The organism is Amycolatopsis sp. NPDC043885 (genome assembly GCF_056435685.1).
Genome location: NZ_JBWKEA010000001.1, coordinates 591,703 through 615,275, shown reverse-complemented (window position 1 = coordinate 615,275; position 23,573 = coordinate 591,703). Strand labels below are relative to the sequence as shown.

Below are 23,573 nucleotides of genomic sequence, written 5' to 3'. Positions count from 1 at the left end.
CAGGTGGGTCGTGGGTGGGGGGTTTGGGTTTTCCCCCCAACCCCCCCCCCCCCCCCCCCCACCCCCACGGTCCCCCCTCCCTTTTTTCCACCCCTTCCCCCTTGGGGGGGCATGAAGCAGGTAGTGCAGAACTACAAGAGCGGGGAGCTGGCGCTCCTCGACGTCGAAGTGCCCGCGTGCAAACCGGGGGGTGTGCTGGTCCGCACCGCCTATTCGCTGATCTCCACCGGCACCGAGATGATGAAGGTGTCCGAGGCGAGCCTTTCGCTGGTGGGCAAGGCGAAGGCCCGGCCGGATCAGGTCGCGAAGGTGATGCAGAGCGTCGCGACGAACGGGCTCGGCGCCACGTACCGCAAGGCGATGAACAAACTCGACTCGTACACGCCACTGGGGTACTCGCTGTGCGGTGTAGTCGAGGAGGTCGGCGCGGGCATCGACGACGTCGCCGTCGGGGATCACGTGGCGTGCGCGGGGAACGAGCACGCGCTGCACGCGGAACTGAACTGGGTGCCCAAGAACCTGTACTCCAAGGTGCCCGACGGCGTCGACCCTCGGCACGCCGCGTTCGGCACGGTCGGCTCGATCGCGATGCAGGGTGTCCGCCAGGGCGAACCGCAGATCGGCGACATCGCGCTGGTCATCGGGCTCGGCCTGATCGGCCAGTTGGTCGTGCAGCTGCTGGTCGCCTCCGGGGTCCGCGTGGTCGGTGTCGACCCGGACCCGGCGCGCTGCGAGCTCGCCGAACGACTCGGGGCGCTGAAATGCGGTGATCCCGGGTCGGGCGTCATCGACACCGCGGTCGCGGAGATCAGCTCCGGGCACGGCGTCGACCAGGTGTACCTTGCCGCGGGCGGCAGCACGAACGAGCCGGTGGAGCTGGCCGCGAAGCTGGCCCGCGACCGCGGCCGGGTGATCGACATCGGCAAGTGCTCGCTGAACCTGCCGTGGAACGCCTACTACGAGAAGGAACTCGACGTCCGGTTCTCCCGTTCGTACGGCCCCGGCCGCTACGACCCGGAGTACGAACTCGAAGGCCGCGACTACCCGATCGGTCAGGTCCGCTGGACCGAGCGCCGCAACCTCGAATGCGTCGTCGACCTGATGGGCAGCGGCCGTCTCGACGTCGAGCCGCTGATCTCGCACGTCTCGGCCTTCTCCGACGCCGTCGAGACGTACCGGAAGCTCAACGAGGGCGAGCTCAAGGCCGTCGCGGTGCTGTTCGAGTACGAGAAGCGCGCCGCTACCACCACCGAGCACGTCACCTCGGTCGCCCTCCCGAAGACGGTGACTTCGCGCGCGGTGCCGAAGCCCGGCAGCCTGCGGGTCGGTTTCATCGGCGCCGGCAACTACGCGTCCTCGATGCTTCTCCCGCATCTCGTGGAGATGGAGTACCTCGACCTCTTCGAAGTCGTCACCACGTCCGCGCTCTCGGGCGCGAACGCCAAGCGCAAGTTCGGCTTCGCCCGCGCCTCCACCGACGTCGACGCGATGCTCGAAGACTCCTCGATCGACGCCGTGTTCATCGTGACCAGGCACAGCTCGCACGCCGAGCTGACCAGGAGGGCGCTGCTCGCGGGCAAGGCCGTCTTCGTCGAGAAGCCGCTCGCGCTGTCGGAGAAGGAACTCGAGGTCGTGCTCGGCGCGATCGAGGAATCCGGCAACGACCGGCTGCAGGTCGGCTTCAACCGCCGGTTCGCCCCGCTGCTGAACGAGTCGGTGCGCCAGTTCGGCCCGCGGATCGGCCCGGCTTCCGTGCGCTACCTGGTCAACGCCGGGCAGCTCGACGCGAACAGCTGGTACAACCAGGCCGACAGTGAGGGCTCGCGGTTCGCCGGCGAGGGCGGGCATTTCATCGACACGGTCAGCTGGCTGCTGGGCTCCGACCCGGTCTCCGTGTACGCCACCGCGACGCCCGGGCACCAGGACCTCCAGATCCTGCTGCGCTATCCGGACGGCTCGACGGCGTCGATCGCGTACACCACCAACGGTTCGTCGGCGTTCCCCAAGGAAACGATCGATCTCACCGCCGACGGCAAGGTGCTGAAATTCGACGACTTCGCGCGCGCGTCGGTGTTCGGCCGCAAGAAGTGGGCCAGCTCCCGCATCCCCAAGGGCCGGGACAAGGGGCAGGCCGCCGAACTCGAAGCGTTCGTCGACGCGCTGACCACCGGTGTCGCGATGCCGGTCTCGGTCGAGTCGCTCGTTTCGACGACGCTGGCCACGCTCGCGGTCAACCGCAGCCTGGAGACCGGCGCCGTGGTGCGGATCGGCACGGAGGGACTCGGCTGATGGATCCGTCCTGGTACCTGCGAAGACTGTCGCGGATGGGACCCGCCGAGATCGCCGGCCGGGTCACCGACGTCGTGCGCAAACGCCAGTGGCGCGGGGTCGCGGGGGAGAAGCCCGCCTGGCTGCCGGACCGCCGGTTCGTGACGGTGCCCGGTGAAGACGTCCTCGCCGCCGTTTCGGGCGAAGCCGTGAAGGATCTGCTCGTCACCGCCGACCGGCTGATGGACGGGCGCGCGGAGTACTTCGGTGTCGAGCGGGACGACCTCGTCGCCCCGGACTGGTCGTACGACCCGAAGACCGGCCGCCGCGCACCGTCCGATGTGTACTCCTTCGACATCCCGTACCGGAGCGAGGACGCCGTTGGCGACATCAAGCAGATCTGGGAGCCGTCGCGGCACCAGCACCTCACCGTGCTGGCCGCCGCGTACGCCCTGACCGGCGAGGACCGGTACGCCGAACGCGTCGCCGCGCACCTGAAGTCGTGGTGGGCGGCCAATCCGCCGATGCGCGGGGTGCACTGGGTCAGCGGGATCGAACTCGGTATCCGGCTGCTGTCGTGGGTGTGGGTCCGGCGCCTGCTCGACGGCTGGGCGCAGGCGCCGTCGCTGTTCGAGGACAACCCCGTGGCCCTCGGCCAGATCTGGCACCACCAGCGCTGGCTGGCGGCGTTCCCGAGCCGGGGTTCGTCGGCGAACAACCACGTGATCGCCGAGGACGCGGGACAGCTCGCCGCGGCCTGCGCGTTCGCCTGGTTCCCGGAATCCGCCGCGTGGCGGGACACGGCGCTCGCGTCGCTCGACAAGATGTTGCGGCACAACACCTTCGACTCCGGCCTCAACCGGGAACTCGCCACGGAGTACCACGGGCTCGTCCTGGAACTGGGCCTCGCCGGGGCGCTGGAGGCGAAGGCCGCCGGGGTCGCGGTGCCCGAGTCGACCTGGCTCGTGCTGCTTCGGATGACCGACGCTCTGGCGTCCATTGTGGACAATCGGCTGCGCCCGCCGAGGCAGGGTGACGCGGACGATGGTTTCGGCCTCATCGTCGACGGTGAGGACGCCGGTCGTTGGGCCTCGCTGCTCGACACCGGGTCCGTCCTTTTCGGACGGTTGGACTGGTGGCCGGAGACCACGGGCGGGGACATCCGCACGCAGCTCTTCTCCGCGCTGGCCAAGGACATCCGGGTCGGCGCGCGGCGTCCGGCGCGGCGGCGGGACGACTTCGCCGACGCCGGGATGACCATCCTGCGGGACGGCGGGATCTGGTGTCGTTGTGATGGCGGGCCGCACGGCTTCCTGTCCATCGCCGCCCACGCCCACGCGGACGCGCTCTCGGTGGAGGTCCGGCACGACGGCGTCGACATCCTCGCCGACCCCGGGACCTACTGCTACCACGGCGAACCGAAGTGGCGGTCGTACTTCCGGTCCACGGCCGGGCACAACACGCTCGAACTCTCCCGCGGCGACCAGTCGGTCTCCGGCGGTCCGTTCCTGTGGACGAAACACGCCGTCACCACCGTGATCGCCGCGGGAACGCCGTCGCGCTGGAGCGCGGAGCACGACGGCTACGCGCCGTCCGTCCACCGGCGTTCGGTGGAGCTGGAAGGCACTGGACTGCGGATTCTCGACGAGGTCCGCGGTGGCGAGGCGCAGCACTGCCGTCTCGCGTTCCACTTCGGGCCGCTGGTCGAGGTCTCGCTTTCCGGCGGGACGGCGACACTGTCCTGGACCGTCGGCGGCGAGGCTCGTACGGCTTCGTTCGAGCTGCCGCCGGAGCTGGGCTGGTCGGCGCATCGCGGCGAGACCACCCCGCCGATGGGCTGGTACTCGGCCGGGTTCGGCCGTCGCGAGCCGTCGTGGACCCTGCTCGGCAGCGGAACCGCCGTCGACGGAGCCACGTTCACCAGTGTGCTCACCTTCGAACCCGGTAACGAGGATCCCCCATTGTGATCGCACGACCGCACCGCCTCCGCCGGGCAGCGCTTCTGGTGCTGCTCGGCTCGCTGACGCTCACCGCCTGCACCACCCCGGCCGAAGAGCCCGGACCGGATCCGGCCAAGGCGCCGTCCGGTGCGATCGCGCAGGTGTGCGACAAGCTGCCGGAGGGTCCGGCGGAAGCGCCGGCGGGGGCGGTGAAGATCGACCCGGCGGTGCCGGGCGACCTCGCGGCGAAGACTCGGTCGAGTCCGGCCGGGACGACGTTCTGGCTGGCACCGGGGACGCACAAACTCGGCGACGACCGCTACGACCAGGTCAATCCGAAGCCGGGAAACGTCTACGTGGGTGGTCCGAAGGCTGTCCTCGACGGCCGGAAGATCAACCAGTACGCCTTCGCGGGGGACGCCGCCGACGTCAAGATCCGGAATCTGACCGTGCAGGGCTTCGCCGCGCCGCACGACGAAGGCGTGGTCAACCACGATTCGGCCGACGGATGGGTCATCGAGCACAGCGCCGTCCAGGACAACGACGGCGCGGCGCTGATGGCGGGCGCGCGGCAGCAGGTCCGGGGCAACTGCCTGCGTCGCAACGGCCAGTACGGGATGAACGCCTACGCGCAGGACGGCGGCATCACCGGTCTCGTCGTCGAGGGCAACGAGATCACCGGCAACAACACCGGCGACTGGGAACGCAAGATCGACGGCTGTGGCTGCTCCGGAGGGATCAAGTTCTGGGAGGTCGACGGCGCCGACATCGTCGGCAATTGGGTGCACGACAACCGCGGCGTCGGGCTGTGGGCCGACACGAACAACAACGACTTCCGCGTCGCGGGCAACGTCATCGAGAACAACGACGGCTCCGCGCTGATGTACGAAACCAGCTACAACGCCGTGATCAGCGGCAACACCATCCGCCGCAACAACCGGGTGGACGGCAAGCGCTACATCGACCGCGGCGACAGCTTCCCGGTGGCGTCGATCTACGTGTCCGAATCCGGCGGCGAGCCGAGGGTGAAGGCGCGCACGGACAAGCTGGAGATCTCCGGGAACACGTTCGAGAACAACTGGAACGGCGTCACCCTGTGGGAGAACTCCGACCGGTTCTGCAACAGTCCGGCCAACACCTCGTCCGGCTCCTGCACGCGGCTGGTGCCCGAGCGGGCGAAATGCGCGCTGCCCGGGATCGCGGGCGGGCCGCTGAACGGCGACTGCCGCTGGAAGACCCAGCGCGTCGAGATCCACCACAACCGGTTCGTGCTCGACCCGGCCGTCGCCGGCTGCGAAGAGAGCTGCGCACGGATGGCGATGCTCGCGAACTTCGGCACGTTCCCGGACTGGTCGCCGTACAAGGGCGAGGTGGTCCAGCAGGCGATCACCTTCGACCAGGGCAACCGCCTCTACGACAACGTCTACTCCGGGCCGTGGAACTTCGTGGCGTTCGAACCGAGCCGGGTCCTGGGCTTCGGTGAATGGCAGGGCGCGCCCTACAAACAGGACCAGGGCAGCAAACTCACCCGTGCGGGAGGTGGCTGACATGCTCGATCCCGCGGTCCGGGCCGAACCGTCGATCCGCACGGGGATGCCCAAGGCGGTCGGCGTCGCCTGGACACTGTTGATCATCAACACCTTGGGCTCGACAGGGGCGAAGACGCTCATCCCGTTGCCGCGTTCGGTCAGCCAGCTGATCACCATGGGCGCGCTGGGCGCCGCGTTCGTGATCGCGCTCGCCCTGAACGCCCGGCTGCGGATCAGGCCGAGCGCCTATCTCTTCCTGCTCACCCTGCTGCTGGTGCTGAGCGTGGTCTCCAGCCTGAACCTGGAAGGCGGGTTCGGCGCGCTGTTCCGCTGCTTCCGGTTCGCCCTCTTCCTCAGCACCCTGTGGCTGCTGACACGGTGGTGGAACGGCGGTCTCGACCTCGTCCGCACGCATATCCGCGCCTACGGCGTGGTGCTGGTGACGGTGGTGATCGGGCTCGCGCTCGGCCCGGGCAACGCGATGCCGTTCGAGTACGGCGGACGGCTCACCGGAACGCTGTGGCCGCTGACGCCGCCGCAGGTCGGCCAGTACGCGGCCGTCGTCATCGGCCTGACGACGCTGTTGTGGCTCGGAGGGAAACTGGAGCGGAAGCACGCGCTGGTCGTCATCGTCCCGGCGTTCGGGATCCTGCTGCTGACCCACACCCGCACCGCGATGCTCGGCCTCGTGGCCGGGACCGTGGTGGCGTTGATGTCGCAGTGGATGTCCAGCGCTCGCGCGCGCAAGGTGTTCACCTGGCTGGTACTCGTCGGGGTGCTCTGCGCGGTGGCGCTGAGCGGGCTGCTCCAGACCTGGTTCCTGCGAGGACAGTCCGAGGAGAACTTCTCCAGCCTCACCGGCCGTGCGAAGGTGTGGGACGCGCTGCTCGACGCGCCGCGGACAACGCTCGAATACCTGTTCGGTGTCGGGCTGACCGACAAGTCCTACGACGGGCTTCCGATCGACAGCAGCTGGCTCGCCGTCTACCACGAGCAGGGCTACGTCGGGATCGCGATCGTGGCGGCGTTCCTGCTCGTGCTGGTGGTGGTCGCGGTGCTGCGGCCGCCGTCGCCCGCCAGGGCTTGCGCGATCTTCCTGATCACCTACTGTCTTTCCGCCTCCTACACCGAGGCGGGCCTCGGCGACGCGTCGCCGTACCTGCTGCACTTGGCGCTGGCCGCGTCGCTGCTGGTGCGTGTGCCCGCCGAAGAACCCGAGTTCGTCAAGGAGCCCGTGTGAAGGTTCTCGTGATCCACAATCGGTACCGATCCGAGCAGCCGAGTGGCGAGAACAACGTCGTCGACCAGGAGACCGCGTTGCTGGCCGAGGCCGGGCACGAGGTCGGCCTGTTCGAGCGGCGCAGCGACGACATCGCCGAGATGTCGCTGCCGCGCAAGGCCGTCGTCCCGCTGCGGGTGCCGTGGAACCGGGCCGTGCGCGTGGAACTGGCGCGGCGACTGGCCGACGATCGGCCGGATGTCGTCCACGTCCACAACACGTTCCCGCTGCTGTCACCCTCCGTGCTGGCCGCGTGTGCCGACGCCGGGGTCCCGACGGTCGCGACCGTGCACAACTACACCCTGATCTGCCCGCCCGGCACGCTGTTCCGCGAGGGCTACATCTGCACCGACTGCGTGGGACGCAAGCCGATCCCGGCGGTGCGGCACGGGTGCTACCGTGGTTCGGGGCCAGCCACCGTGCCGATGGCGGCGAGCATGATGCTGAACCGGAACCGCTGGTGGACCGGGGTTTCGCGGTTCTTCTGCATCTCGAAGGCCCAGCGCGAGATCCTGATCGCCGCCGGGATGCCCGCCGAACGGCTCGCGGTGAAGTACAACTACGTCACCGACCCTGGCAAGACGCGCAAGGGCGCGGGGGAGCATCTGCTGTTCCTCGGCCGGATCACCGAGGAAAAAGGCATCGGTCTGCTGATGAAGGCGTGGGATCGGTTCGTCGCGGCGGGTGGCCCGGTGCCGCCGCTGGTGATCGCCGGCACCGGCCCGATGCAGGACGAGGTCGCGCGCTGGGCCCACGGCCGAGACGATGTCCGCTACGTCGGGCTTCAGTCCAAAGCGGAGTGCCAAGACCTGATCGTCCGCTCGAACGCCGTCATCGCCCCGTCCGAATGGCTGGAGGCGTTCGGACTCGTCGTGGTCGAGGCGATGGCCGCCGGTGTCCCCACCGTCGCCGCGGCCCACGGCGCCTTCCGCGAACTCGTCGAAGACGGCGTCACCGGCCTGCTGCACGAACCCGGGAACGCCGAATCGCTCGCGGCGCGGCTACGGGAGATCGTCGGCGACGCCGAACGGAACCAGGAAATGGGCTGGGCGGCACGGCTGGTGTACGAACAGGAGTTCACCCCGAAGGTCGGCCTCGAACGGCTCGTCGGCGGCTATCAGGCAGCGATCGACGCGTGATCACCGGTCCGCCCGCGCTCCCGCCGCGGGCGCGGATCCCACTCTGGGCGCTGGGCGCCTTCGGCTTCGTCGTCGCCCTCGTCCTCGGCCTCCGCTACGCCGGGACTTCCCACACCGCCGGCCTCGACGCCCTGGTGTTGGCGGTGGCCGACCGAGTGCAAGGCCCGCTCTGGTACGTGGCGACCGCCATCGACTTCGCGGGAGAACCGGTGGGCGCGATCGTCGTGATGGCGCTGTTCGGCTGGGTGTGCGTGCGGCACCGGCGGCCGCGGACGGCGATCCTGCTGGTGGCCGCCTCCGGGGTGACGGTGGCGCTGACCACCGGCCTGAAACCCCTGACCTGCAGGCTGATCCACGGCGAATTCCTCTCCTACCCGAGCGGTCACACGGCTTTCGCGGTCACCGTGGCCGCCGTCGTCGCGCTGTTGGTGATCGATGTGCGGGGTCTCGGAACCGCCGGCGGCGCTTTGGTGCTGGTGGGGTTGGTCGCGTTCTCGGGGCTCGCGATGGGGTGGGCGGAGGTGGCGCTGGGTGCGCACTATCCGACGGACACCTTCGGAGGGTTCGGGGTCGCTGTCGCGGTGGTGCCGGTGGTGGCGTGGGCGGTGGACCGGTTCACGCGGCGTGCTTGAGCACGACGTTCGGCCGCGGCCGGGCCTGCGCCGTCCGGAACGCGGCGCGCAACTCTCGCTCGACCTCGTCCGGCTCGGTGCGCAGCCGGGACGGCAACGTCTGCAGCACGACGATCCCGGCGGCGACGTATCTCGCGTTGCGCGCGACGGTGGCGCGATGGTCTTCGAGGTTCGCGTGGTGGCGGTAGGAGTCGATCTCCCAGGCGAAGGCGCACTCGTCACACCAGAAGTCCGGAGTGGCGATGTGGTTCCCGTTCGCGTCGAAGATCGGGACGTTCCAGTGGCCCGGCGAGAGACCGGATCTTCGCCAGAGACGCCAGGCGTCGGCCTCGGCGACGGATCTCGCTCCGGCGAGAAGCGGCGTCAGGGCCGTTCGGGGTAGCGCGGTTCCGGTTCTTCCCGCTCGGTCCAGCTCGTGGGCGAGCATTTCGGGGGTGCAGAAGCGACGTTGGACCGACTCGGCCATCATCGCCTGGATCTCGTCTTCGTCGGTGAGCCCGCGGGCGGCGTCGATGACGGCACGGGGGACAGGTGCGACCGGGAGATCTCCTCGGAAATGGGGACGAGGCAGGCGGTGAGTCCGCTCTATACGGACGAACCCGGCATCGGCCACGCCGCGGTTCGCCGGGATGAGGACATGGACTTCCTCCTGCTGAGGAACCCTTTCCAAACCGTGGCGGCGGAGTGCCCAAGCGCCGGTGAGCACCGCGTCTCGCCGGGCATGGAGCAACGCGGCGCGGACGCGGTGCTCATGAGTCGGTGGACCGCTGCTCAGCAGGACGACACCGGGGAGCAGCGTTCGCCAGGGGCCATCCGCCGCGCAGCGGCGAGAGATGGTCCGGCGCGGTACACCGATCCGTTCGAGATCGGTCGCGCGGACCACCTCCGGATGGTCCGGGGCGGTGAGCAGGGGGTCGGTAGGCCAGGTTCCTCTTCGCACCGGACCATCGTGCAAGCCGGTACCGACATTTTTCGCCCTGAGATTGCACGAAAGTCCCTCTCACGAAGAAAAGGTGGCGACGATGTAGGAATTGGGACACTCAACGTCCCAATTCCTACATCGTCGCGGAGGGGCGGCGGCTCCATTCCCCACTCGCGCCGGGGTCACGCCGCTCAGCACCCACCATTCCCAAAGGAACTACAAGCATCCTGCGAGTAAGGAGCCCCCTGCCACCCCGAAACCCCCACGGTTCGCGAAGCGTCCTGAACGACGAACCGCCACGCACCGGAATAATCGTTGTCGTACCACCGATTCTCCTGCCGGAAGGTCACCGCGTCCGAAACGGAATATCCCCGGTAAGGCGACCAGTCCGGATAGGTCCCGAAGTTCGCCAAGAGAGCCATCCGTCCGCAAAAGCCCGAGCAATCGGACCCGTGAGAGAACTTGTTGCCGTGGATGGAGACCCGCTGGGTCTTCCACCGGCAGTCGTCGTACAACGGCCGAGAAGTGATCCCCGGCGAAGAGCAGGAGGAGACCGAAGGGACGAGGAGGGTGCAAGAGCCGGAAGACGTGTTCGCCGGGCTGTTGCAGAAGCGGTCCGCGTTCTCCCACAGGGTGATTCCGGACCAGTTGTCCTCGAAGACGTTGTCGACGATCTCCACCAGCGAAGTGCGGGCACGAACACGCGGCTCGCCGCCGGACTCCGAAAGGTAGATCGTGCCGACCGGGAAATCGTCCCCGCGAGAAGCGAAAGCGCGGCCTTGCACGAGCGTGTTCCTCCGGAAGGTGTTCCCGCGGACCACGACGTTGTAGGAGATCTCGTAGAACAACGCCTCGGCCTCGTTGTCCTCGATCAGGTTGTCCTCGATGAGGAAGTCGTTGTTGTTCGTGTCGGCCCAGAGCCCGGCACCGTGGTTGTGGTGGACCCAGTTGCCGCGGATGTCGGCGCCGTTCACGGCCCAGAATTTCGCTCCGCCGCTGCAGCCGCAGCCGGGTTCCTTCGTCTCCCAGTCGTCGGTGTTGTTCCCGGTGATCTCGTTGCCCTCGACGAGCAACCCGGTGATCCCGTCGCCCGCCCGATAGGCGTTGATGCCGTACTGCCCGTTGTTCCGCAGGCAGTTCCGGAGGATCTCCTGACGCGGACCCGCCATCATCGCGGCACCGCGGTTGTCCTCGATGGTGTTGCCTTCGATGGTCCAGTGTTCACCGGAGTCGTGGTTCACCACGCCCTGATCGCGCGGCGCCGCGAAACCGCGGATCGTGAGGCCGCGGATGACGACGTCGCGAGCCCGCTGGGTGAACGCGTAGCGGTTGACGCCGCCACCGTCCAGTACGGCGCCGGGTGCGCCGAGGTAGGCGTTGCCGTCCTTGGGGATGACTTGCCCGAACTCGTCCGGGCCGAGGGTGTGCTTGCCCTCGGTCAGCCAGAATGTCGTGCCGGCCGGGAGTTCACGTGTCTTCGCGGAAAGGTCGATCCCCGGGGAGATCACCACGGCGCCGTCCGGTTCGCCCGGGCTCACCGGTCCCGCGGCGCAGGCCGCGACAGGAGCCGCCGAAGCCGTGACGACTCCTGTCGCGATCAGCATCAGAACAACCAGGAACGCGGGCATGAAGGCAACGGTAAGCCACTATGGACGGTCCCAGGTGGACACTTACAGGTGAACCTTCAGCAGGTCACCGGCTCTCCGAACCCGCTGCAGCCGTCCTGCAGGTAGGGCGCAGCCTGCCATTGCGCCGCGGTCAGCCGCCGTGACGTGTCGTGGGCGACGAACGTCCAGGGCCCGTAGTACTGGTTGTCGTACCACCGGTTGTCCTGCCGGAAGGTGATCGCCTCGGAGATCACGGCACCCCGGTATGGCGACCAGGCCGGGAAGGTCCCGTAGTTCGAGAGCACCGCCATCCGCCCGCAGAGGCCGAGGCAGCCTTCCAGCGACGAATCGAACTCGAACGTGTTCTCGTGCACCGAAACGCGCTGCGTCTTCCAGCGGCAGTCGCCGTACAGCGGTTCGGTCTTGATACCCGGATCGGAGCAGGCGGACGTCGGCGAAACCCAGGCCGTACAGGACAGCGTCGACGTGTTGGCCGGGCTGTTGCAGAACCGGTCGGCGTTCTCCCACAGCGTGATCCCCGACCAGTTGTCGGAGAACATGTTGCCCCGGATGTCGATCCGGCTGGTCCGGGCAGGCAGTCCGGGCTCGCCGCCCGATTCGCTGAGATACACCGCGGCGACCGGGAAGTCGTCGCCCTTGGCGGCCCGGTTGCGGCCCTGCACCAGCGCGTTCCGGTTGAAGGTGTTCCCGATCAGCTCCAGGTTGTAGGAGATCTCGTAGAACAGTCCCTCGGAGGCGTTGTCCTCGATCAGATTGTCCTCGATGAGGAAATCGTTGTTGTTCGTGTCGGCCCAGAGCCCGACACCGTGGTTGTGGTGGACCCAGTTGCCGATGACATCGGCACCGTTCACGGCCCAGAACTTCGCGCCGCCGCTGCAACCGCAACCGGGGATCCTGGTCTCCCAGTCGCCGGTGTTGTTCCCGGTGATCTCGTTGCCCTCGATCACCAGACCGGCCAGCCCGCCGCCGAAACGGTAGGCGTTGATGCCGTACTGGCCGTTGTTGCGCAGGCAGTTCCCGATCACCCGCTGCCCTGCCCCGGTCATCATCCCGGCGCCGTCGTTGTCTTCGATGACGTTGCCTTCGATGGTCCAGCGTTCGCCGGAGTCGTGGTTGACCACACCCTGGTCGCGTTCGGCGACGAAACCGCGGATGGTCAGCCCGCGGATCACCACGTCCTTGGCCTGCGTGGTGAAGGCCGCGCGGTTGATCCCGCGTCCGTCCAGTACGGCGCCGGGCGCGCCGAGGTAGACGTTGCCGTCTTTGGGCATCACCTGGCCGAACTGGTCGGAACTCAGCGTATGCGTGCCCGGTGCCAGCCAGAACGTGCTCCCCGGCGGGCTGAACCGGGTCTTGTCGGTCAGATCGGTGCCCGGATCGACGACCTGGGCGCCTTCCGGGGCGGAAGGGACGCCGACGGTCGTGCCGCACACCCCTCGATTCGGCTCTTCGGTTGCCTCCGCTGTGATTTCAACGGCGACCTGGAGCAGTAGCACCGACAACGCCACGCGCAGCGTGCGCGAGCCGGCCGAGCGATACGCGATCCCTGAACTCATACCCTTCTCCGAAATACCGGCTTCACCGGACGGCCACCCAGCCACGGTGCCGGATCTTCCGCGTCGAGCGCTTTGCGGTACACGAGGCAGGCCTGCGAGACCACTTCGACCGTCCGGTCGATGTCTTCTTCGGACAACGCGCTGCTGACCACGAACGACGGTCCGAGGACCCCGCCCGTGACCAGTTGCCGCAGGAACAACGTTCGGTAGTCCTGCGACGGTTTCTTCTCGGCGTCGAGCGTGCCGAAGACGAGGTTGCTCGCCCGGCCGCGCACGACGACGTGTTCCCCGACCCCGGCCGAGGCCGCGACTTCGCGGACCCCGGCGGCGAGCCGGTCGCCGAGCGCGTGCAGCCGCGCGGCGATGCCTTCTTCGGTGTAGGTCTCCATGACCGCGATCGCGGCGGCCAGCGAATGCGTTTCGGCGCCGTGCGTGGTGGACAGCAGGAAGACGCGCTCCTTGGCGGTGCGGAGTCCGCCGAGTTCCATCAGTTCGCGTTTGCCCGCCAGCGCCGAGACGGCGAATCCGTTACCGAGTGCCTTGCCGAACGTCGAGAGATCCGGCGTGACGCCGTAGAGACCCTGCGCTCCCGCCTCGGACCAGCGGAAACCGGTGATCATCTCGTCGAAGATCAGTACGCAGCCGTACCGGTCGGCGAGTTCCCGCAGGCCGACGAGGTACCCGGCGGGCGGTTCGAGCTGGGTGGACGCCTCCAGGATGAGGCAGGCCACCTGGCCCGCGTTCTCCCGCAGCAGCCGTTCGGTCGCGGGGAGGTCGCCGTAGGGGAACGACACGGTGAGATCGGTGATCCCGTCCGGGATGCCCGACGACATCGCCGTGGTGCCGATGAACCAGTCGTCGATGGAGAAGAAGGCGTGGTCACGGCAGATCGCCACGAGCGGCCTTCCGGTGGCGGCCCTGGAGAGCTTGACCGCGGCCGTGGTGGCGTCCGAACCGTTCTTGGCGAACTTGACCATCTCGGCGGTGGGCACGGTTTCGAGGAACTTCGCCGCCGCCCGTTCCTCCACAATGGATGGACGGGCGAAGTTGGCGCCCCGGTCGATCTCGCGGTGGGCGGCTTCGCTCACCCGCGGGTGTACGTGCCCGAGGCTGACCGCGCGCAGCCCCGAGCCGTACTCGATGTACTCGTTACCGTCGACGTCCCAGACGTGCGCGCCGAGCCCGTGCGAGATGACCGGCGCCAGGTTCTCCGGGTACTGATCGTCGCCCTTGGCGTAGGTGTGCGCCCCGCCGGGGATCATCGCGTGGAGGCGCTCGTTGGCCCGCATGGATCGGGGAAGCTGACGGGTCATGCTCTCACCTCGTGTTCTGTAGTACCTGGTGGCGGATCTGAGACGAATCCGCGTGGCCCGCCTCGCCGAAGACCCGCTATCGCGCCGGCAGGACGCCTTCCCGGTCACCGCGAGGTGGGAGATCAGGCGGCGTCCCGCCGACGTCCATCGAGGACGCGGGTCCACCGATGGACGCCAGTACCGCGGAAAGCGGGAGCGCGGATCGGTCCCGCTCCGACATCAGCGCCACCGGAAGCGGCCACGGGATCGCCAGCTCCGGATCGTCGTGGGCGATCGCGACGTCCTCGGAAGGGTCGTGCGCGCGGTCGATCCGGTAGGAGACGTCGGCGTACTCGGTGAGTGCCTGGAATCCGTGCGCGCAACCCGCCGGGATGTACAGCGACACCTGAGTCTCCCCGGACAGTTCGAACGTCTCCTTGCCGAGGTACGTCGGTGAATCCGGCCTGAGATCGACCACGGCGTCGAAGACGGCGCCCCAGGAGCAGCGGACGAGTTTCGCCTCACCGAGCCCCGCGCGGAGGTGCATCCCGCGCAGCACGCCCTTGCGGGAACGGGAAACACTGTCCTGGAGGAACCCGTCCGGGTCGATCCCCGCCGACCGGACGACGTCGGCGTCGAACGTTCGGCAGAAGAAGCCGCGTTCGTCGGCGTGCGGGGTCGGCTCGAACAGGTACGCGCCCGCGATGGCGGGCACCGGGATGATCTTCATCGGACTCCCATCGGCAGGACGGCGGCCGAAAGTGCGGCGAACTGTTCGTCCAGCAGCCGCTCCTGCTCCGCGCTTCGTTTCGCGACGATCTCGGTCAGTTCGCCCGCCCTGGACTCCAGTTCGGCGAACTGGCGCACCAGCGCCTCGAAGTCGATCTCCTTGGCGGATTGGCAGAACTCCCCGAGCCCGAGCGTGGACATGAGGACCTCGTTCTTGCGGGCGTACCCGACGGACAACGTCGGCTTCGCCAGCTTCAGCGCGCACAAGACATTGTGGTAGCGCGTGGCGACGACGGTCTCGACCGTCGACATCGTCCGCATCACGTCATTCAGCGTGGCCGTGTCGGCCGCGGTGACCAGCGGGGATTCCAGCTTCCGCATGATCTCGCCGACCACCTGCGCGTCGGCCCGGTCGCCGATGAACAACCGCACTGGACGGCCCTCGGCGACGAGGATGGCGACGAACCGAGTCATCTTGTCCACATAGGACCCATAGATCTCGGCGGCGCGGGCCCTGTCGTCGTTCCCGCCGTGATAGGCCATCACGCCGATTCCGACGGAACGGGGCACCACCGGCTCCGAAGTCGAAGAGAGGGCGAAGGCGAGGTCGGGGTAGACGCGGTCGTTCGTGACGTCGGTGCCCATCGCGCGCATCGCTTCCCGCGACGGCTCGTCCCGGTAGGACCGGAACGACGCGAGCCGCGCGGCCCAGCCGAGGATCGTCCGGGTGGACCGGTGCGTGCTCACGGTGGCGCCGACACTCACCAAAGCCACCTTGGTGCCGACCAGACGGCCGGACGCCGAAAGCAGCAGCAGTGCGTACGGGAACCCCCACGGACGCAAGGGAAGGGAGGTTTCGAGGACACCCATCCCCGGCACGATCACCACGTCCTGACGCCTGACCCAAGCCGTCGTGCGGAAGATGTCGACGAGTTTCCCGAAGCCCTTCATGGCGATGGAAAACGGTCCCGATGCTGTTCGGTACTCACCTTCGTACCAGTTCAACGCGGTCGTCTCGAGTCCGTAGCGCGCCGCGACGACTTCCGGACCGCCGCACATCACGCTGAGCGCGGCGTCCGGATGTTCCGTACGCAGATACCCGAGAACCGCCTCGAAGGAACCGTCGTTGCCGAGGTTCCCCGATCCGAGGAGTCCGAACAGCCCGATTCTCACGGGCGAGGTCAAGAGACTCGTCCCTCCTGGCCTGCGACGACCGACGCCACGGAGACCTCACGCGGGCCCAGTTCGGCCTCGGCCTGGTCGGGCATCCGGCCCATGGCCGGGTTCCCCGCCCGGTTCAGCATCCATTGCCGCAGATAGCGGAAGCATTCGCGCTTCTCCGCGCCGGAGATCGGCGCGTTGCGGATCGCGTTGACGTAGCCGAGCACGTACTCGCCGAGCAACCGGACCATCGGGTGGCGGAGCTTGTCGGCCCGCTTCGGGTCGAGGTTGGCGGCCCGCCTGCGCACGGTCGGGTGCTCGTGCTCGGAGCGGCCGGGGTGGTCACGCCGGAAGTACAGCCAGTCGGGCACCTGGTGGAACGGGCCGTGCAGGGCGAGTTCGGAGATGATCGTGCGGTCCGCGTGGTGGTAGCTGTCCAACGGTGCGACGCGGCGCAGCACCTCGGTGCGGATGACCGCGCCGTCGTCGTCCCCGCCGGGTGCGAACAACGTGCTGCGGAAGCGTTCCGCGGCGTGCGGCGAAGCCGTGTTGAGCGGGTACTCCAGTGCCTGCGTGACGACGGCCTTCTCGTCGATCATCGCCGTCCACGAGTGCGAGAGGACGAACTCGGGGTGCTCGTCGAGCGCCTCGACGCACCGTTCCAGCAGGTCGCATGCGTAGAGGTCGTCGTCGGACGCCCACTTGAACAATTCGCCGCGGGCGACGTCGACGCAGTAGTTGTGGTTCGGCGCGCAGCCGATGTTCACCGGCTGGCGGACATACCGGACGCGGGAATCCATCTTCGCGTACTCGCGGCTGATCTCTTCGGTGCGGTCCGAGGACGCGTTGTCCGAGATGATCAGTTCGAAATTCTCGTAGCTTTGGCCGAGGAGTGCGTCCAGCGATTCGGCGAGGTAATCCTCGCCGTTGTAGACAGGGAGCCCGATGCTCAGCCGAGGAGCGGTGCTCATGACGTCCTCATTTCTTCCTTCTCCGAAGTTAGGTGCTCTTTGAGGGCGGAATGGAGCTGAAGCCACCACACCGCCGATCCGCTGGTGATCGCCAACGCGACCCCCCAAGCGGATCCGGACGCCCCGGCCAAGAAGGCGCCAATGAGCCCGAAACCGACATAGCCGGCCGAGTTGATCAGCTGGGCGCGAAGGCTCCTTTTCGCAGCGCCGAGCGCACGCAATCCGGCGGCCGCCCCGGTGTTGAATCCCGCCGCGGCGATACCGATGGTCACCGGGAGGATCAGTTCGGAGGCGGGAGCCCAGACGTCGCCGAGGACGAACCGGCCGGCGTCGTGGGGTACCAGAAGCAAGGCGAGACCCCAGACCAGGGCGGCGGCCGCCTGGCCCGCGCCCAGAACGGCGCAGAAGTGGCGTAGGCGATGCGGGGCTCGCTGGAGCACTCGCGCACCTTCCGCCACGGTGACCAGGGAAAGTCCCATCAGAAGAGCGAAGAACGGTCCGAGCAGCAGTTCGGCGCCGCGGACCGCGCCGACGCTCTCGAGTCCGGCGATCGCGCCGAGTCCGTACATGCGCAGCTGCGTCGAGCCGCTGTTGCTGACGTTTTCGATCAGGTAGCGGGTGCCGAGGTCTCGGTGCCGCTTGAGCCAGTCGAGCGTGCCGCGCGGATCCGGCCGGACCCCGGCCTGCAGGCAGCCGTATCCGGCGGCGACCGCCCCGGACAGGCCCCACGCCAGGATGAACGCGACGACCGAGTCGAACCACCGGTGGGCGATGAACAGCGCCGGGATCAGGGCGACGCCCCAGACGACGTCGTTGACGAACGCCTTCTTCCCGTGCCCCGCCGCGAAGAAGGCGAACCGCCACGCGTCCTGCAGCAGCAACGTGGGGATGACCAGGCCGAGCGCGACGAACGCGCCGCCGATGGGGCCGCCCACCGCAAGACCGGCGACCACACTGACGGCACCGGCGAGGACACCCGCGGAGAGCGCCGTCCCGGTCGCCCTGGCGGTCGCCGTCCGCCAGGTCTCGGTGGGCACCCCGGAGAAACGCACCATCAGCGGATCCGTCGTCAGCCCGCGCGACAGGTTGAGCACCACGCCGTAGCTGACCCAAGCGAGGCTGAACATGCCGAAGGCGAACGTGCCGAGTGAGCGCGCCACGAACAGCCCGACCACGAAGTTGGTGATGCTGGAGACGGCCTGGTCGCCGAGGCCCCAGCTGAGCCGTCCGGCCATAGCCCGGACGGCTTGGGAACGCAGAAGTGATCGCATGGGGCCTCTAATTCTTGAGCAATCCGGCGTCGTGCAGTGCCTGAGCGGCGGCGACGACGGAATCGAACGGCAGCCCGGACCGATCGGCGACGTCGAGGAGGCTGTGCTCGCCGTCCGAGAGGTTGAGCACCCAGAGCATGGCCATCTGGGCATGCTTGGCGTCACTTCGCCCGCCGAGCGAGTCGTACAGCCCGCGCTTGCCGAGTTGCGGCTCGCCGAAGGGGCTGAGGTTGACGTAGCTGCGGTTGCGGTCGAGGACGGCGAAGGTGTCCCGCAAGGTCTGAAGGGTTTCCTCCATGGCCGCGGTGGAAACGAAATCGAGGTTGTCGGCCGAGGTGTGATATTCGGGATAACCCGCGTACGGCGTCCTCGTCAGCGAACCGACGCCGAGATTGAAACCGGGGGAGCAGAACTGGCGCTCGTCGTAGCCGTACGGTGAGAAGTCGACGATCTTGTGGGCGCGATCGGCCAGGACGTACGCGAGCACACGGTCGATCTCGGCGTCGCCTCGGCGGCTTCGCTTGTAGGTCAACGATCCCGGGTCACCGGCGCACGCCAGCACGAGCCCGGCCTTGATCCGGCCGACGCGGTCGTTGTTGCGCGCGAGCCAGGTGATGGCGCCGATCGTGCCCGGCATGAACAGGAACCGGTACGTGTAGTGGGGCTTCTTCAGCGTCCGCGCGAACGCGGCGGCGATCGCGATCCCGGCGACGTTGTCGTTCGCCAGCGAGGGATGGCAGGTGTGGCAGGAGATGATCACTTCGTCGGTGACTTCGCCCGGTACGACGTGTTCGGCGTAGGTGAGGCTCCCGTTCGTCAGCGTGGAGTCGATGTGGACCTCGTACTCGCCGTCCGGCATCGCGTCGAGGGTCTCCTGTGCCAGGCAGAAACCCCACGTCGGCGAGTAGTAGCTGGTCCGGTACGGCACCAAGGACGGTTGATCGGGCAGGGTGTGCAGGTGTTCGCGCAGTTCGGTGAGTGGCATCTTCCGCGAGACCGGGACGCTGTAGCCGACGACGTGCAGGTTCGACTCCCGGAAGTCGACGACCTTCCGCCCGGAAGGGTCCTTCACCCAGGCGTCGCGGATGTTCCACTCCTGGGGAACGGTCCAGTCGAGCACCTGGGTCCCGGTCGGCACCTCGTGGACGTCGAGCGGGATGTGCTCGCCGAGGATCTCCAGCGTGGCGCGGACGCCGTCGCCGGTGATGCTGCGGCAGAGCGGATACAAGCGCTCGACCAGCTCGCGCAGGTCGGCGCCCGTGTCCAGTGGCTTGCGGGTCATCACCGTCGCCGCAGGGTTTCGTCGATCTCGCCGGCGGCGGTCCGCGCGTTGAGCGTGGCCAGCCTGGTGAAGCGGTTCTTGAAGTCGTGCGCGGTCAGGCCGTGCGTGCGGTAGGCGTAGATCAGGTCGAGCGCCCCGTCCTTGACCGACCACTCGCATTCGAAGCCGGGGATCGCGTCGCGGAAGCGGGAGAAGTCGACGCGATAGGAGCGCGGGTCGCCCGCGGACTCGCCGGTGATCCGCAGCTTCGCGCTGGGGACGGCCTCGACGACCTGCTGGGCGATCTCGGCCACGGTCACGTTGTTGCGCTCGGTGCCGATGTTGAAGGCCTTGTCGTGGACGGCCTCCTTGGGCGCGACCAGCGCGGCCTCGAAGGCGCGCGCGATGTCCTTGGCGTGCACCAGCGGCCGCCACGGCGTCCCGTCCGACAGCACCAGGATCTCGCCCGAAACGTGGGCGTGCGCGGTGAGGTTGTTGAGCACGATGTCCGACCGCAGCCGCGGCGAGAAGCCGAAGGCGGTGGCGTTGCGCATGTACACCGGGGTGAAATCGTCGTCGGCGAGTTCGTGGAGGTCGTCCTCGACCCGCACCTTCGACTCGGCGTACGGCGTCACCGGGCGCAGCGGCGCGTCTTCGTCGACGAGGCCGTCTCCGCCCGAAGCCCCGTAGACCGAGCACGTCGAGGCGTAGAGGAACCGCTTGACTCCAGCGTCCTTCGCCAGCTTCGCGAGCTTGACCGAGGCGTGGTGGTTGATGTCGTAGGTGAGCTCCGGCGCCAGCGACCCCAGCGGGTCGTTGGACAGCGCGGCGAGGTGGATCACCGCGTCCACCCCGGTCACGTGCTCGGCCGTGACGTCGCGGAGGTCGACTTCGTAGCCCTTGGGATCGTCGGGCTTCGGGCCCAGCACGCAGGTGTCGAAGAGACCGGAGTCGAGGCCGACGACCTCGTGGCCTTCGGCGGCCAGCACCGGGGCCATCACCGTGCCCAGGTAACCCTTGTGCCCGGTCAGCAGCACACGCATGGCTTTCAGCCTTTCGGAGTGAGGTCGAGCGTCAGTTTCTTGAGGTCGAAGGCCTCCGCGTAACGCCGCCCGCATTCGATTCCGCGGATGCGGGCGAGGCCGAGGAAGGCTTCCCGGTCGTACCAGGGCCGGTGCCGCTGAGAGGCGTAGTGCTCCTGCAGCAGCCGGACCTTCTCTTCGGCGCGCTCGGGCGTGAGCGGTACGTACGCGGTGGGTTTGGCTAGGTCGCCGTCCCATTTCGCGATCTCGTACTCCAGCTGGAGATGGGTGCGGAACACCGTCGGCACCAGCGTCGCCAGCCCGCGGTGGTCCTGGTGCGCGTCCGCCGTGCGCGGGGAGAGGACGAGGTCCGGGTCGGTGCGGCGGCGCAGCTCTTCCAGGGCGTTCTTGGCCTCTTCCCAGTGCGCGGGAAACCGGCCGTCGGGCAGTTTGAGCACGGTGACCTCGACGTCGGCGCCCTGGCAGAAGGCCGCGAGCGCGGCGCGCTCCTCGGCCTCCCGTTCGGTGCCGCCGCCGGAAAGGACGAGCACGTCCACCCGGACACCGGGGTTGGCGGCGCAGAGGGTCAGCAGGGTGCCGCCCGCCCCGATGGCGATGTCGTCACAATGCGCGCCCAGCGCGACGATCCGTTCGAGCCCGCCGGTACCGAGTCCGATCACGCGATGCTCACCGGAGCCGGTTCGTTTTCCCACAACGCCCACGGGCGGTCGCCGTGCGCGTAGGCGTCGTCCAGCTGGACGCGTTCCTTGACGGTGTCCGTCGGCTTCCAGAAGCCGCGATACGGGTACGCGAGCAGCTTCCCCTGCTTGGCGAGTTCGCCGCAGCCGTCGGCCACCAGGTCGCCGCCCTCGGGGATGTGGTCGAAGATCTCCTGGCGCAGCACGAAGTACCCGCCGTTCTCCCACAGCGGCATCTCGCTGACCGGGGTCAGCGCGCCGATCCGGCCGTCCTCGCCCATCTCGACGCAGTGGAACGACGACTGCGGCGGTACGACCATCATCGACGCGCCGGCGTCGGATTCGGTGAACCGCTCGATCATCTCCGGCAGCGGGGCGTCGGTGAGGACGTCGGCGTAGTTGGCGAGGAACATCTCGTCGCCCTCGAGGTACGGGCGCACCCGGCGCAGCCGCTCGCCGATGGCCGATTCGAGGCCGGTCTGCACGAAGGTGATCGACCAGTCCGCGATGTCGGTCGACAGCAGTTCCGCCTTGCCGTTGCGCAGGACGAAATCGTTGGAGGTGGTCTCCCGGTAGTCGAGGAAGAACTCCTTGATGTGGTGCGCGCCGTAGCCGAGGCAGAGGACGAACTCGGTGTGGCCGAAATGCGCGTAGTACCGCATCACGTGCCAGATCAGGGGTCTGGGGCCGACCATGGCCATCGGCTTGGGCACGTCGGACGCGTCACCGTTGCGCATCCGCATGCCGTAGCCGCCGCAGAAGAGGACTACCTTCACGACTTCACCTCGACGATTTCCAGGTGCGGGATGGGAAAGACCAGTTTTCCGCCCCATTCGTCCACAAAGGACAGTTGGGCGGTCAGCTCCTTCCGGAGGTTCCACGGAAGGACGAGCACGTAATCCGGCTTGTCGGCTTCGATCCGTTCGGGTGGCAGGATCGGGATCCGGGTCCCGGGGGTGAACCGGCCGTGCTTGTACGGGTTCCGGTCGACGGTGTACCGCAACACGTCCGGGCGGATACCGCAGTGGTTCAGCAGCGTGTTGCCCTTGCCGGGGGCGCCGTAACCGACGACGGTCTTTCCGTCGAGCGCCGCGTCGGTGAGGAACTTGTTCAGCTCGAGCCGGACCTTGGTGACCCGCTCCGAGAATTCGGTGTAGCCGGACATTTCGTGCAGTCCGGCGGCTTTCTCGGCGTCGAGGACCTGAGTCATCCGCTCGCTCGGTTCGCCGGCGACGGCGTCCGGGCGCGCCCACAACCGGATCGAACCGCCGTGGGTGGGCAGGAGTTCGACGTCCACAACGGACAATCCGCCGCGCGCGAGGGCCCGGCGCGCGGATTCCACCGTGTAGTACTGGAAGTGCTCGTGATAGATCGTGTCGTATTGGTTCTCCTGGATCAGTGTCAGCAGGTGCTGGACCTCGATGCTGACCCAGCCGTCGTCGGCGACCAGGGCGCGGAGCCCGTGCGTGAAACCGATGATGTCCGGAATGTGTGCGTAAACGTTGTTCGCCACTACGAGGTCGGCCGGACCATGTTCCTCACGGACGTCGCGTCCGGTCTCGGGACTGAGGAACGCGGTCTTCGTCGGCACCCCGGCGTCACGCGCGGCTTGGCCCACGTTCACCGAAGGTTCCACGCCCAGACAGCGGATCTGCTGCGCCACAACGTGTTTGAGCAGATAGCCGTCGTTGCTGGCGACCTCGACGACGAACGAGGACTCGTCGAGCCCCAGCCGCTCGACGGCGCCGTCGACGAAGGTCTTCGCGTGTTCGACCCAGGAGTCGGAATACGACGAGAAGTACGCGTATTCGGTGAACGTCTCTTCCGGGGTGATCAGCGGCGGGATCTGGGCGAGCCGGCATTCGGTGCAGACTTGCAGGTGCAGGGGGTAGGTCGGCTCCGGCTCCGCGAGCTGCTCCGCGGTCAGGAATCGTTCGCACGGCGGTGTCGCCCCGAGGTCGGCGACACTGGCGAGATGGGCCGAGCCGCAGAGTCGGCAGGTGGTCATCTAAGAGGCTCCTTGGCTCGCGTCACGTATCCCAGACGTCGGCACCTCGGGTCGCCTCGTTACATGCCTTTCAGGGGACTCACGCTTCCGTCTCACAACCGAAACCTGTCGTCTCGGCCATCCGCGCAGACGTCTCCGCCATCCGGGCGCGGGTACCCCCGGCGGATCGCGTTTAGCGGGCTGAACGCGATCCGGCCAGACCCGCGTGAAGGCCCCTTCTCGCGGCTGAGCCGAGGGAAGGGGGCCTTCACGCGCCTTCAGCCCATC

Annotated in this window: 19 protein-coding genes; 6 read left to right on the top strand and 13 right to left on the bottom strand. The window is 68.1% G+C overall.

Annotated elements, in window-relative coordinates; all coding sequences use genetic code 11:
• The first annotated feature begins 111 nt into the window (after positions 1-111).
• The 6 genes from AC069I_RS03135 to AC069I_RS03110 are packed head-to-tail and all read left to right on the top strand — an operon-like array spanning position 112 to position 8,787.
• A complete protein-coding gene (locus AC069I_RS03135) occupies positions 112-2,289 on the top strand; it encodes a bi-domain-containing oxidoreductase (RefSeq protein ID WP_478230828.1) in 2,178 nt (725 codons plus the stop codon).
• Positions 2,289-4,235, top strand: coding sequence for a heparinase II/III family protein (locus AC069I_RS03130; RefSeq protein ID WP_478264751.1), 1,947 nt, complete (start codon positions 2,289-2,291; stop codon positions 4,233-4,235). The genes AC069I_RS03135 and AC069I_RS03130 overlap by 1 nt, the downstream gene beginning before the upstream one ends.
• Complete coding sequence (locus tag AC069I_RS03125; RefSeq protein ID WP_478230826.1) at positions 4,232-5,755, top strand: right-handed parallel beta-helix repeat-containing protein; 1,524 nt, start codon at positions 4,232-4,234, stop codon at positions 5,753-5,755. Before AC069I_RS03130 ends, AC069I_RS03125 begins: the two co-directional genes overlap by 4 nt.
• A 1-nt stretch (position 5,756) precedes the next feature.
• Positions 5,757-6,977, top strand: a complete 1,221-nt coding sequence (locus tag AC069I_RS03120; protein ID WP_478230825.1) for an O-antigen ligase family protein — start codon at positions 5,757-5,759, stop codon at positions 6,975-6,977.
• Positions 6,974-8,155, top strand: coding sequence for a glycosyltransferase family 4 protein (locus tag AC069I_RS03115; RefSeq protein WP_478264750.1), 1,182 nt, complete (start codon positions 6,974-6,976; stop codon positions 8,153-8,155). Before AC069I_RS03120 ends, AC069I_RS03115 begins: the two co-directional genes overlap by 4 nt.
• Positions 8,152-8,787: a phosphatase PAP2 family protein gene (locus AC069I_RS03110; protein ID WP_478264749.1), complete on the top strand. Its 636-nt coding sequence runs from the start codon at positions 8,152-8,154 to the stop codon at positions 8,785-8,787. The genes AC069I_RS03115 and AC069I_RS03110 overlap by 4 nt, the downstream gene beginning before the upstream one ends.
• Here the strand turns inward: AC069I_RS03110 and AC069I_RS03105 are convergent.
• The 13 genes from AC069I_RS03105 to AC069I_RS03045 form a co-directional block, all read right to left on the bottom strand.
• Positions 8,771-9,727, bottom strand: coding sequence for a hypothetical protein (locus tag AC069I_RS03105; protein WP_478264748.1), 957 nt, complete (start codon positions 9,725-9,727; stop codon positions 8,771-8,773). The two genes, AC069I_RS03110 and AC069I_RS03105, sit on opposite strands and share 17 nt — an antisense overlap.
• Positions 9,728-9,900: 173 nt before the next feature.
• Positions 9,901-11,337, bottom strand: coding sequence for a right-handed parallel beta-helix repeat-containing protein (locus AC069I_RS03100; RefSeq protein ID WP_478264747.1), 1,437 nt, complete (start codon positions 11,335-11,337; stop codon positions 9,901-9,903).
• A 56-nt stretch (positions 11,338-11,393) separates the two neighbouring features.
• Positions 11,394-12,893: a right-handed parallel beta-helix repeat-containing protein gene (locus AC069I_RS03095; protein ID WP_478264746.1), complete on the bottom strand. Its 1,500-nt coding sequence runs from the start codon at positions 12,891-12,893 to the stop codon at positions 11,394-11,396.
• Positions 12,890-14,206: a glutamate-1-semialdehyde 2,1-aminomutase gene (locus AC069I_RS03090; RefSeq protein WP_478234036.1), complete on the bottom strand. Its 1,317-nt coding sequence runs from the start codon at positions 14,204-14,206 to the stop codon at positions 12,890-12,892. Before AC069I_RS03090 ends, AC069I_RS03095 begins: the two co-directional genes overlap by 4 nt.
• Positions 14,207-14,282: 76 nt before the next feature.
• Positions 14,283-14,915: a dTDP-4-dehydrorhamnose 3,5-epimerase family protein gene (locus AC069I_RS03085; RefSeq protein WP_478264745.1), complete on the bottom strand. Its 633-nt coding sequence runs from the start codon at positions 14,913-14,915 to the stop codon at positions 14,283-14,285.
• On the bottom strand, positions 14,912-16,099 hold the full coding sequence (locus AC069I_RS03080; protein WP_478264744.1) for a polysaccharide pyruvyl transferase family protein: 1,188 nt from the start codon (positions 16,097-16,099) through the stop codon (positions 14,912-14,914). Before AC069I_RS03080 ends, AC069I_RS03085 begins: the two co-directional genes overlap by 4 nt.
• Positions 16,096-17,046 (bottom strand): glycosyltransferase family 2 protein, encoded by a 951-nt coding sequence (locus AC069I_RS03075; RefSeq protein WP_340684818.1) that lies wholly within the window; start codon positions 17,044-17,046, stop codon positions 16,096-16,098. Before AC069I_RS03075 ends, AC069I_RS03080 begins: the two co-directional genes overlap by 4 nt.
• The gene (locus AC069I_RS03070; RefSeq protein WP_478264743.1) at positions 17,043-18,317 is read right to left on the bottom strand and encodes a hypothetical protein; all 1,275 of its coding nucleotides are present in this window, start codon (positions 18,315-18,317) and stop codon (positions 17,043-17,045) included. The genes AC069I_RS03075 and AC069I_RS03070 overlap by 4 nt, the downstream gene beginning before the upstream one ends.
• Before the next feature lie 7 nt (positions 18,318-18,324).
• Positions 18,325-19,599, bottom strand: coding sequence for a DUF4910 domain-containing protein (locus AC069I_RS03065; RefSeq protein WP_478264742.1), 1,275 nt, complete (start codon positions 19,597-19,599; stop codon positions 18,325-18,327).
• Positions 19,599-20,621 carry an NAD-dependent epimerase/dehydratase family protein gene (locus AC069I_RS03060; RefSeq protein WP_478224914.1) on the bottom strand — a complete coding sequence of 341 codons (1,023 nt, stop codon included), beginning with the start codon at positions 20,619-20,621 and terminating at the stop codon, positions 19,599-19,601. Before AC069I_RS03060 ends, AC069I_RS03065 begins: the two co-directional genes overlap by 1 nt.
• 5 nt (positions 20,622-20,626) lie before the next feature.
• Entirely contained in the window at positions 20,627-21,280 is a 654-nt protein-coding gene (locus AC069I_RS03055; RefSeq protein WP_478224915.1) for a PIG-L deacetylase family protein, read from the bottom strand.
• Positions 21,277-22,074 carry a sugar phosphate nucleotidyltransferase gene (locus tag AC069I_RS03050; protein WP_478224916.1) on the bottom strand — a complete coding sequence of 266 codons (798 nt, stop codon included), beginning with the start codon at positions 22,072-22,074 and terminating at the stop codon, positions 21,277-21,279. The genes AC069I_RS03055 and AC069I_RS03050 overlap by 4 nt, the downstream gene beginning before the upstream one ends.
• Entirely contained in the window at positions 22,071-23,306 is a 1,236-nt protein-coding gene (locus AC069I_RS03045) for a class I SAM-dependent methyltransferase (RefSeq protein ID WP_478264741.1), read from the bottom strand. The genes AC069I_RS03050 and AC069I_RS03045 overlap by 4 nt, the downstream gene beginning before the upstream one ends.
• Positions 23,307-23,573: the final 267 nt, after the last annotated feature.